This is a genomic window from Arachidicoccus sp., from assembly GCF_050436765.1.
In the GTDB taxonomy this organism is placed as follows: domain Bacteria; phylum Bacteroidota; class Bacteroidia; order Chitinophagales; family Chitinophagaceae; genus Arachidicoccus.
On record NZ_JBNQGD010000313.1, the window covers coordinates 1 to 12,092 of the forward strand.

The 12,092-nt window shown below is 37.6% G+C and carries 9 protein-coding genes, 1 pseudogene and 1 riboswitch; of the genes and pseudogenes, 2 read left to right on the plus strand and 8 right to left on the minus strand.

The window, feature by feature from the left end; translation table 11 throughout:
* Together ACQR30_RS13685 and rpoB are read left to right on the plus strand one after the other, a co-directional pair.
* Positions 1 to 260: pseudogene (locus ACQR30_RS13685) on the plus strand (hypothetical protein); the annotation flags it as partial.
* A gap of 186 nt (positions 261 to 446) precedes the next feature.
* Entirely contained in the window at positions 447 to 4,250 is a 3,804-nt protein-coding gene (gene rpoB, locus ACQR30_RS13690) for a DNA-directed RNA polymerase subunit beta (protein WP_429736062.1), read from the plus strand.
* Positions 4,251 to 4,623: 373 nt separating this feature from the next.
* Here the strand turns inward: rpoB and ACQR30_RS13695 are convergent, their stop codons facing one another.
* The 8 genes from ACQR30_RS13695 to ACQR30_RS13730 form a co-directional block, all read right to left on the minus strand.
* A complete protein-coding gene (locus tag ACQR30_RS13695) occupies positions 4,624 to 5,880 on the minus strand; it encodes a homoserine dehydrogenase (protein WP_429736064.1) in 1,257 nt (418 codons plus the stop codon).
* A gap of 5 nt (positions 5,881 to 5,885) precedes the next feature.
* Entirely contained in the window at positions 5,886 to 6,923 is a 1,038-nt protein-coding gene (locus ACQR30_RS13700; RefSeq protein ID WP_429736066.1) for a homoserine O-acetyltransferase family protein, read from the minus strand.
* Positions 6,924 to 6,996: 73 nt separating this feature from the next.
* A complete protein-coding gene (locus ACQR30_RS13705; protein ID WP_429736068.1) occupies positions 6,997 to 8,301 on the minus strand; it encodes an O-acetylhomoserine aminocarboxypropyltransferase/cysteine synthase family protein in 1,305 nt (434 codons plus the stop codon).
* Positions 8,302 to 8,657: 356 nt separating this feature from the next.
* A riboswitch (SAM riboswitch) is annotated at positions 8,658 to 8,762 on the minus strand.
* Positions 8,763 to 8,873: 111 nt separating this feature from the next.
* On the minus strand, positions 8,874 to 9,563 hold the full coding sequence (locus ACQR30_RS13710; protein ID WP_429736070.1) for an OmpA family protein: 690 nt from the start codon (positions 9,561 to 9,563) through the stop codon (positions 8,874 to 8,876).
* Between the two features lie 55 nt (positions 9,564 to 9,618).
* Complete coding sequence (locus ACQR30_RS13715) at positions 9,619 to 10,182, minus strand: hypothetical protein (RefSeq protein ID WP_429736072.1); 564 nt, start codon at positions 10,180 to 10,182, stop codon at positions 9,619 to 9,621.
* 110 nt (positions 10,183 to 10,292) lie between these two features.
* A complete protein-coding gene (locus ACQR30_RS13720; protein WP_429736074.1) occupies positions 10,293 to 11,054 on the minus strand; it encodes an alpha/beta fold hydrolase in 762 nt (253 codons plus the stop codon).
* 151 nt (positions 11,055 to 11,205) lie between these two features.
* A complete protein-coding gene (locus ACQR30_RS13725) occupies positions 11,206 to 11,742 on the minus strand; it encodes a CvpA family protein (RefSeq protein WP_429736076.1) in 537 nt (178 codons plus the stop codon).
* On the minus strand, positions 11,739 to 12,092 hold a 354-nt coding region (locus tag ACQR30_RS13730), incomplete at its 5' end, for a GatB/YqeY domain-containing protein (protein ID WP_429736078.1). The genes ACQR30_RS13725 and ACQR30_RS13730, both read right to left, overlap by 4 nt.

Below are 12,092 nucleotides of genomic sequence, written 5' to 3' on the forward strand. Positions count from 1 at the left end.
CCCGGCAATACATTGAGGGTATTAAAGATCCTGAGAACTATATTCTTCAGAAAAAGGTCAACTATTTACCCATCATACGAACGATGGATGAAAATGCTAAAACAGAGATACGTGTTTTTTATTTATGGAAAGAAGGTGAGCCAAGGCCAGTAGCTGCATATAATTTGGCGAGATTGAGTAAGGGGAAAATGATAAGTGTAGCATTAAACAAAAATGAAAGTTGGGTTGGCGGGAGTTTTGCTCTTTTTAAAGCAGACTAATTCTATTTTGTTAGTAAAAAAGCAGGATTAAAATAGTTTTTGCCAGTTTAAATACTATTAGTACCTTTGTTGCCCTTTAATTTAGGCAATTTGACTATGTGAAACAAGAAAATGGCCATTTCATTCTTGTTTTTTTATAGGCAAACAGGCTTAAGTTTAATTAAGTAAAACCGGTTAAATACAGATATGTCATCAACTAAAGTTCAAAACAGGGTTAGTTTCAGCAAAACCAAGCACCTAGCAGAAACACCTGATCTTCTAGACATTCAATTAGAATCCTTCCGTGAATTTTTTCAATTAGAAACAACGCCCGATAAGCGTGACAACGAAGGTTTATTCCGAGTGTTTAAAGAAAATTTTCCTATTACAGACACGCGCAACATTTTCATGTTGGAGTTTTTGGATTATTTTGTAGATCCGCCTCGTTATTCTATTGATGAGTGTATGGAACGTGGACTTACCTACGCCGTTCCACTGAAAGCTAAACTACGTTTGAGCTGTAATGACGAAGAGCATGTGGATTTCCAAACTATTGTGCAGGATGTTTTCTTGGGTAACATACCGTATATGACCCCGAGAGGTACTTTTGTGGTTAATGGTGCAGAACGCGTTATTGTTTCTCAATTACATCGTTCTCCGGGTGTATTTTTTGGGCAATCGACCCATCCAAATGGGACCAAAATTTATTCTGCCCGTGTCATACCTTTTAAAGGTGCATGGATGGAATTTGCAACTGATATTAACAACGTAATGTATGCTTATATAGACCGTAAGAAGAAATTCCCGGTGACTACATTGTTGCGTTCTATTGGTTTTGAAACAGATAAAGATATACTTACTTTATTTGGCATGGCTACAGAAGTGCCTGCAGATAAAAAAGCATTGGAAAAATATATCGGACATAAATTAGCTGCTCGAGTATTAAAAGCATGGGTAGAGGATTTTGTGGACGAAGATACCGGAGAAGTTGTTTCGTTGGAGCGTAACGAAGTTGTTCTGGAACGTGATACTGTTTTGGATGAAGAAACCATTCAAGTAATTGCCGAGCTAGAAGTGTCGAGCGTGTTTATTCAAAGAGAAGATGTGGGTGGCGATTATGCCATCATTTATAATACCTTAAATAAAGATACGACCAACTCAGAATTAGAAGCGGTACAATTTATCTATCGCCAGTTGCGTGGAGCAGATGCGCCGGACAATGAAACTGCCCGTGGTATTATTGATAAATTATTTTTTAGCGATAAGCGTTATGATTTAGGAGAGGTAGGTCGTTACAAAATCAACCGTAAATTGGAGGTTAAGCAAAAGCTTACCAATAAGGTTCTGACCAAAGACGACATTATAGAAATTATCAAATACCTGGTTCGCCTTACAAACGGCAAAGCAGAAATTGATGATATTGATCACTTGAGCAACCGCCGTGTACGTACCGTTGGAGAACAATTATACGCACAATTTGGTGTGGGGTTAGCTCGTATGGCACGTACTATTCGTGAACGTATGAACGTGCGGGATAACGAAGTATTTACACCGGTAGATTTGATTAATGCGAGAACATTATCTTCTGTAATCAATTCTTTCTTTGGTACATCACAACTATCTCAGTTCTTAGATCAAACAAATCCGCTTTCAGAAATTACGCACAAACGTCGTATTTCCGCACTCGGACCCGGGGGGCTAAGTCGTGAACGCGCAGGATTTGAAGTACGTGACGTACACTATTCTCACTATGGTAGGTTGTGTACTATAGAAACACCTGAAGGACCAAATATTGGTTTGATTTCTACTCTTTGTGTTCATGCGAAGATTAATGATATGGGCTTTATTGAAACACCCTATCACCAAGTGCACGAAGGAAAAGTAGATTTGAAGCATTTGAAATTCTTAAGTGCAGAAGAAGAAGATACAGCCAAAATTGCGCAAAGCAGTGCGCCACTTGACGAAAAAGGCGTATTCGTAGAAGATAGAATTATCAGCCGTGAAACGGGCGATTTCCCTATCCTCGAAAAAAATGAAGTAGAATACATGGATGTGGCACCTAACCAGATTGTTGGTCTAAGTGCTTCTTTAATTCCTTTCTTGGAACATGATGATGCTAACCGTGCATTGATGGGCTCCAACATGCAGCGTCAAGCTGTGCCATTATTGCTCCCTCAGTCTCCGATCGTCGGGACTGGATTGGAAGGTAAGGCAGCACGCGATGCACGTATTCAGATTCATTCAGAAGGTGAAGGTGTTGTAGAGTTTGTGGATGCGCGTGAAGTGCATGTTCGATACAATAGAAATGATGCGGATCGTTTGGTAAGCTTTGAAGATGATTTAGTTGTATATAAATTAACTAAATTTATCAAAACCAACCAGGCGACATCTATCAACTTGCGTCCAGCTGTGAAGAAGGGACAACACGTGAAGAAAGGAGATTTTTTAACTGAAGGATATGCAACTAAGGATGGTGAATTAGCATTGGGTCGTAACTTACAAGTAGCATTTATGCCTTGGAAAGGTTACAACTTTGAAGATGCCATTGTAATTAACGAAAAAGTAGTTCGCGAAGATTTATACACCTCTATTCATATTGAAGAATATGAATTGGAAGTACGTGATACAAAATTGGGTGAAGAAGAATTAACTTCTGACATTCCAAATATTTCTGAAGAGGCTACCAAAGATTTAGATGAACATGGTATTATCCGAATAGGAGCTACTGTTCGTGAAGGTGATATCTTGATAGGTAAAATCACTCCGAAAGGTGAAAGCGATCCAACTCCAGAAGAAAAATTGTTACGTGCTATTTTCGGTGATAAAGCCGGTGATGCAAAAGATGCTTCTTTAAAGGCGCCAAATGGTACAGAAGGGGTGGTGATAGATAAAAAACTTTTCCAACGGGCCAAGAAAGATAAGAATGGCAAATTGCGTGAAAAAGCACAATTAGAAAAAATTGAAAAAGTACATCAGGAAAATGGGGTAACCTTAAAAGAATTGTTGATTAATAAATTGCAAACCTTATTAAAAGACAAAACTTCTACTGGTGTTAGCAACAACTTTGGCGAAATGCTGATTGGCAAAGGAGCTAAGTTTAATGCTAAGAATTTAAGCGCTATTGATTATCAGAATGTCAATCCGTTGGGTTGGACAGGGGATGAAACGATTGACGGACAAATCAACGTTTTGTTGCACAATTACAACATCAAATACAATGAAGAACTTGGTCGTTATAAACGCGAAAAGTTCAATATTTCCATCGGTGATGAACTCCCTGCGGGCGTTTTAAAATTGGCGAAAGTTTATCTTGCTGTAAAACGTAAGTTGAAAGTAGGAGATAAAATGGCAGGCCGTCACGGAAATAAAGGTATTGTTGCTAAAATTGTACGTGCAGAAGATATGCCTTTCTTAGAAGATGGTACTCCGGTCGATATTGTATTAAATCCGTTGGGTGTGCCTTCTCGTATGAATATTGGGCAGATTTATGAAACAATTTTGGGCTGGTGCGGTAAAGAATTGGGTGTTAAATTTGCTACGCCAATTTTTGATGGTGCTACACCTGAAGAGATTGCAGCTTATTGCGACAAAGCAAATATTCCATCAATGGGACATACGTACTTGTATGATGGGGAAACAGGTGATCGATTTGACCAGAAGGCTACAGTTGGGGTAATCTATATGATTAAACTTCACCATATGGTTGACGACAAGATGCACGCACGTTCTATTGGACCTTATAGTTTGATTACACAACAACCATTGGGTGGTAAGGCCCAGTTTGGTGGTCAGCGTTTTGGTGAAATGGAAGTGTGGGCACTGGAAGCTTATGGAGCATCTAATATTTTGCAAGAATTATTAACCATTAAATCTGATGATATTATTGGCCGTGCTAAAACCTATGAGGCGATAGTAAAAGGTGATAATATTCCTAAAGCTGGGATTCCAGAATCCTTCAATGTGTTGGTTCATGAATTGAGAGGTTTAGGATTGGATTTGAAATTTGAATAATTTTGATCTGTTTTAAATAATAAAGGAGCTGCAGAATTGATTTCTGCGGCTCCTTTTATTAAAGGGAAAATGATGATTCTTTACCTGAGTATACCAATCGTTTTCCGGGTTGATCACATGAGGATAGGTCCGGCAAATTCTTACCTGACCTATAATATTTCTACCTTTTGGTGATGATTATTGCTGCTCTTATTCAGAATAATTTTTGCGAACTTCTGATTCTTTTTAAAAAGTTGTTTTTGCTCCGGCTTCGACGCCGTTAAAGTAATTTATACTGGCTGATTCCTTGCCCTGTCAAGAGGAATTTTATTTTAGATTGGTGAATCGTTTTAGACGGATATCCTTGTAGTAACCAATTTGTAGAGTCTTTAAGCTATACAATTCCTGCCAATTCTAAACTCCTTTTTTTTGCATTGCGTGAATCTATTTCTTCAATAATTCCATTAGCAGTCAGTATTAAGGAAACCCCCTCTTCTTTCCACCAGGTCGAATTTTGTAATTTCTCGAAATGAATAATACCGGTTAGATAACTTCTTTCTAAACCCGCATGCCACTCCTCGATCCATTCAAATTCATCTTTGTGAATCTTCTTTATTTCATCGAAACTAATGTAAACACGTACATAAAAATCGTTGGTAAGTTCTTTCGGTGTATGATGATACAATTTTTTATATTCATATCGATAATCGTAGCGTAATGCGGATATATCACTCATTACTGCGGATCCCGTTGCCAAACTTCCAGCGCCTTTCCCATAAAAGAATTGTCTGTCTGCAAAGCCACTTTCAATTACAACACCGTTAAATTCATTTTTCACAAAAGCTAATTGATCACTTAGCTCCACAAACTGGGGTAATACATATGCTGCTACTTTACCATTTAAGAGTGTTTTGGCCTGCGCAACTAATTTTATATCGAACCCCTTCTCTTTTGCAACGATAGCATCACTCAATTGAATGTTTTGAATGCCTGTAAACATTAAATTATCAATTTTTTCTACAATACCGTAGGCGTGATTCAGCAGGATTACCCATTTGTTTACTGCGTCATGGCCTTCTATATCCAGTGCCGGATTACTCTCAGCATAGCCAAGCTGCTGTGCCAATATCAGGGCATCCTGAAAGTCCAGCTTCTCGTCGAACATTTTGGTTAAGATAAAATTGGTAGAACCATTGACAACAGCTCTTATAGAATGTAATAAATCGTTGTCATAATATTCTTCCAAATTGCGGATTACTGGAATAGATGCACATGCCGCGGCCTCATACAAGAATGGTAAACCTGTTTCTTTTTGTAGCTGCAATAATTCTATTAGATTTTCCGCAATCATTTTTTTGCTGGCACTTACCACGGCTTTTCCATTTCTCAACGCGGTTGTAACTATTTGGTAGGCAGCGAGGGAATCGTCAATTACTTCTACAATTACATTTATCTCATCATCATTCAGTAATACATCTTTGTCCGTCGTAAAGAGTTCTTCTGGTGCATTCCTTTTCTTGCCTGGATGTTTAATACAAGATTTTTTAATTCTCGCGTTTAGTGATGGTGTTTGTTGTAATATTTTGTATAAACCTTCTCCGACTACACCAAAACCAAACATGCCTATAATAATTTCTTTGTGTTCATTCATCTTTTTTAATTTTTCTTTTCAAGAAAAGTTGCAATTATTTTTTCTATCATATCAAATTCCAATAAAAACCCATCGTGTCCAAAAAGCGAGTTGATGATATGTACTTCAGCATTCGCAATATTATTCGCGAGATACATTTGTTCTTCTGACGGGAACAATATATCGGAGAAAATACCTATCACCAACGTTTTTGCCTTAATGCGGCCAAGAGCAGATTCCATTGAAATTCTTCCACGACCCAGGTCATGAGTATCCATGGTGCGTGATAAATTATAATAGCTAAAGGCATTAAACCTCTTAGCTAGTTTCTCTCCTTGGTATTTTTGATAAGTTTCAGCGCGGTGCACTTGTTCGTCAATAGCACTGCTTTTAGAATCTTCAGTAATGCCCTGCTGGGTCATATTGTATGCATTATAATCTCTGTAGGAAAGTAATGCAATGGAGCGAGCCACTTTTAATCCTTCTAAACCTGCGGCACTTGACTTTTCTTTCCATGTAACGTCTGCCTCAATTGCCATTCTCTGGGAAGCATTTAAGGCAATACCCCAGGGAGATTGCTTTGCATTCGTTCCAATTGGAATAATATTCTCAAAAATCTCAGGCTCACTGATTGCCCATTCCAATAACTGCATACCTCCTAGCGACCCCCCAATACCTAACCAAATTTTTTCAATCTGTAAATGAGTTTTTAAGTATTGAAATGTTTTGACAATATCGCGCAATGTGAATAAAGGGAAGTTGTGATAATAAGGTTCACCGGTCGCGCTTATATCGAGAGGTGAAAGACTGCCATAGCAACTTCCGGGGACATTCGCGCAGATGATAAAGTGAGTTTCCGGATTAAATATTTTCCCCTTGCCGATTAATCCAGGCCACCAATCTGAGGCCTCACTATTTGCAGTGAGTGCGTGAAATACCCAAACCACGTTACTTTTGTTTGCATTTAGTTTTCCGTAAGTTGTATATTGTAAATGAAAGGATGGGATTTTTTTCCCACTTTCTAATACAAATTCTTCATTATGATGATAAATATTTTGATGCACTTTTCTTTTCTTAGCTAGTATTTTTATAATAATAGGAGGTAATATGATCAAGCATATTACCTCCTGCAAATGTTTATCCTATGGATTTTAAGGCTTGTTCAAAATCTTCTTTGATGTCGTCTATATGTTCTATACCAAGACTTACACGAATCTGATTTGGCAATACGCCGGCGGCGAGTTGCGCTTCATCACTTAATTGTTCATGTGTCGTGGAAGCCGGATGAATAACTAATGTTTTCGCATCACCAACATTCGCGAGTAAACTTGCCAATTTTAATGCATTGATGACTTTTAAGGCATTTTCCTTTCCGCCTTTTACGCCGAAATTAAGGACGCCGCCGGCACCTTTGGGTAAATATTTCTTTGCTAAAGCATTGTAAGGGCTGCTTTCCAATCCCGGATACCAAACAAAATCTACTGCTTCATGTTTTTCTAACCATTGTGCTAAGGCTAAAGTATTATCGACAGTACGTTCCATCCTCAAGCTAAGTGTTTCCAAACCTTGCAATAGAAGAAATGAGTTGAAAGGACTCGGTGCTGGGCCGAAATCGCGCAAGCCTTCTACGCGTGCTTTGATGGCAAAAGCGATATTTGGCAATCCAAGCGGGTTATTTACACCAAATGTTTTTGCAAAATTTAATCCATGATAACTTTCGGAAGGTTCTGAGAATAAGGGGAATTTCCCATTATCCCAATTATAATTACCCCCGTCTATTAATACACCGCCGATAGAAGTGCCATGTCCGCCAATCCATTTAGTTGCTGCATGCAATACAACGTTTGCACCATGTTCAATTGGCCTAAAAAGGTAACCGCCTGCGCCGAAAGTATTATCGACAAATAATGGTAGATCGTATTTTTTGGCTAAGGCAGCTAGTTTATCGAAATCCGGGATATTCAGACGTGGATTACCTAAAGTTTCGGTATAAATTGCTTTCGTGTTTTCGTCAATTAACTTCTCAAAACTTTCAGTTTTATCGTCCTTTGAAAACTTAACTTTTATCCCCAGGCGCTTAAAGGAAACATTGAACTGATTAAAGGTCCCCCCATATACATAAGGAGATGAAATGAAGTTATCCCCTGCTTGCAAAATATTGGTCAATGCGAGGAATTGTGCTGACATGCCAGATGCGGTTGCTACTGCTGCAACTCCACCTTCTAAGGCACTAATACGCTGCTCGAATACATCCGTTGTGGGATTCATTATGCGCGTATAAATATTACCAAATTCCTTTAGCCCAAATAAATTAGCCGCATGCACCACATCGTTAAATACAAAGGAAGTAGTTTGGTAAATTGGTACTGCCCTTGCAAGTGTGGTAGCCTCTACCGGTTGACCTGCGTGTACTTGCAGGGTTTCAAAGCGTAATTTGCTCATTGAATGAATATTTAAAAATTTAAAAAAAGAAACCGAAAAATGTGGAAGCCTCTTTGGAGAGAACTATAGATGAATAAATGTGCTAAAAGCACATACAGCAGCAATGGCGCATCGCAGGTGCGATGGAAGTAAATAATAATATTTGCAATGCTGTCTTCATTTCTATTACTTCACAAAATTAATAGATTAATCCTTTCTTACTAAAAAAAATAAAAATTTTTATCAAAAGAAGGTGTAAAGTTTTTTATGAACTAAAGAAATCAGTAGATTTATTCTTAACGGGCATAAAAAAAGCCTGCACTGAAAAAAGTCAGGCAAGCTATAATATTATGGAAGTAGTATTAACTTAAAACACTGACTTATCTACCCAATTAAATTAATTGGTTGGATTTGGCACCTTTCACTTTCGTGTGGTTGCCAAGGCTTCATCGGGCCAATCCCTCTGCCGTTCTTGATAAGATTTTTAAAAGAACTGGCGCAAAGATATACTTTCTCCACTGAAATGCAAAAATCTATTTTAAAACAAAGAGCCGGACAAAAGTTTGCCCGGCTCTTAAAAATACTTTATTGATCTATTTGCCTTGCTGACTTGCCTCTTGATTGGCCTCAGTTTTCATTTGCTGGTTAGCTGTAATCAAAAACTCTACTCTTCTGTTTTGCATTCTACCATCCTCTGTATTATTATCATACTTAGGTGCATCTTCACCAAAGCCCTTAACAGAAAGGCGTGATGAGGCTATGCCATTGGCTTTTAAATAATCAGCTACAGTGCTTGCGCGTTTTACAGAAAGACTCATATTGTAGCTTTCTGTCCCGGTATTATCTGTATGCCCTTGCACCTCCAAGTTTGTTTGAGGATACTTATTGAGAACGGTGATAAGATTATTAAGTGTTTTTCTTGATGCATCGGTAAGATTAGACTGATCAAATCCAAAGAGAACCTTACTGGAAAACTCAACAACAATTCCTTCTTCTACTCTTTCAACTTTAGCATCCGGTACCTGAGTTTTTATCTCCTCAGCTTGTTTATCCATTTTTTTGCCGATAATATAGCCCGCGCCCCCACCAACAGCTGCTCCAATAATTGCTCCTAAGGCTGTATTTCCGGTAAGTTTTCCAACCACACCGCCCGCTATTGCCCCACCACCGGCGCCAATAGCCGCTCCACGTTCTCTTTTGTTTGCGTTCTTATAAACGTTACAAGAAGTTAGCAAGACTGCGCTTGCAAGAATTGCACAAATGACAGGTTTCATTGTTTTCATATTCCAAGGTTTTGATGTATGTTTCTAAATACAGCTATTATTATGCCATTTTTTTTTAAATGTTTAGATAATTTATAAGCTCTTCATAATTGCGTTTTAGCTCATTCTCATATCGTTCTTCACTAGTAGAATATAAAATCTGATAATCAAATCGCTGTAGTGTAGCAACAACTTCTGAGACATCCATTCGATTGATTTTGATAGAAACAATAAAGGCAGCGGCCTGTAAATCAAAATAGGTGTTTAACTGCATAATGTTTGCGTTGTCGGATTCGATTAATCTTGCAATTTCAGAAAAAGAATAATTTATTTTATCCATTTGGAGGACGATCAATCCACCGTTAACTTCTTTTATATCAAGAAAGATACTCAATGCATTTAATAAGGACTGTTGTGTAATGGTACCGCAATATTTATTTTCTGCGTTTACAACAGCTAAGATAGGATATTGAGTGAGTGACATTAATTTAAAAGCAGCTAAAAAATAATCGGTATCGTTTATAGCTGCTTTTAAAAAATGGTTTTGTGCTTCGACGAGCTTGCTGTTTTTCGGCAACGTATTTATTCCTTCTCTATCTATAAGACCCACGAGCATATCCCCATCTAAGACAGGAAACATCGTAGACCCTGTCTTTTCGAGTATTGTCAAGGCTTCCTCTCTATCCGTTTTGGATAATTGGAAGACTGGATATTCTAAAGAAATTATTTGTCGACATAGCATATGTAATATTACTGTTTGTGTTTTTCTAAAAAGGGTTTAAGGATCGCATTAAATTCATTAGGGACTTCCATCATCGGGGCATGACCACATTTGTCTATAAAATGTAGCTCTGAGTCAGGAATAAGTTTATGAAATTCTTCTGCGACAAAAGGCGGTGTTACATTGTCATTTTTACCCCAAATTAATAAGGTTGGCTGTTTTATCTCTTTCAATTCCTCTCCTAAATTATTACGTATAGCACTTTTTGCTAAGGCAATAATTTTAATAACTTTTAATCTGTTATTCGTTATTTCAAATACCTCATCAACTAACTCCTCTGTAGCCATCGTCGGGTCGTAAAAGGTATAAGCTGTTTTATTACGAATATACTCGCGATCTCCCCGTTTGGGATATGTATCTCCCATTCCATTTTCAAAAAGGCCGGAACTCCCGGTAAGTGTCAATGTTTTTATGCGTTCAGGATGTTTTAATATTTGTACTAAGGCCACGTGACCACCTAATGAATTGCCTAATAAATTTATATCTTGAAGATTGAGTCTTTCAAAGAATTTATTGACATATTTTTGAAGTCCACCTACAGTGGTGTTTAACAAGTCCAATTCAAGTAAGGGAAGAAGCGGCACTATTACACGATATTCTTTTCTGAAGTGTTCAATTAAATCACTGAAATTACTAAGTGCGCCAAATAAACCATGGAATAGTACAAGTGTTTCGCCTTCGCCTTCATCTATAAATTTAAATTTATCGTTTTGTTTTATTTCGTAGTTCATAATTTTTGTCGGCAACTATTTTGTCTTACAAATAAACATAATTCAGTTGATAATGTATATTTTTTTTTAGCACACTGTTTTTCAGCGATAAAAATAAAAGTATTTTAGTGTAATGAGCGGTAAAACCCAAAGATCTTTAGTTTTTGGTAGTTCAGTGATGTGTTTTTAATGCAATACCGGCAAAAAATCCGCTGAGATCGGTAAACATATTTTTAAACCAAGGAATAACCTTTCCTATATTGTCTATTACAAAGGGGCCCAAAGGGCCTATGTATTTGTAAGTAATCGAATGTTGCATGCTCTTACTTCCTATCAACCCAATTTTATCGGCATAAAATAGCAATACACTAAAAATGGTAAGGTAAATAAATGTATATAGCGCTATGCCAACAAGCCTGTTAAGCCAGCCCATAAAAATGACCTCTGCTATTTTTTGAATAATTCGTGCCGAAAGTTTCACCATCAAAATTACGACAATCAATACTATAATAAAAGCCAAAAAAGATATCCACTTACCATGCATACCATGGTGATACATATAATTGGCTACAGCAAGAGATAGTTTCATCGCAGCGGCTACTCCTATAATGAGGGCTAAAAATGAGAATATAGCCATAATAACACCCTGCTTATATCCTTTGAAAATAGCTAGCACTAGAATTATTGCGGCTATAATATCAATGATCATTTGCTCAAAAGTTCTTTAACAATATTTGCCACCATTTTGCCATCTGCTTTGCCGGCAAATTGTTTTGTGGCTTTTCCCATTACTTTACCCATGTCAGCAGGAGAAGATGCGCCGGTTTCTGCAATGATAGCCTGTAAGGCGGTACGCAATTCCTCCTCACTCATTTGCTTAGGTAAAAATTGTTCAATTATAGCCAATTCGCTTCTTTCTTTTTGGGCCAGGTCTTCTCGATGTTGTTGCTCATAAATTTCTAAAGAGTCTTTTCTTTGTTTTACCAATTTTTGGATCTTCTTGATTTGTCGTTGGTCTGTAATTTTTGCGGCAGCTCCCGGGTCTGGTTTTGGGTTATT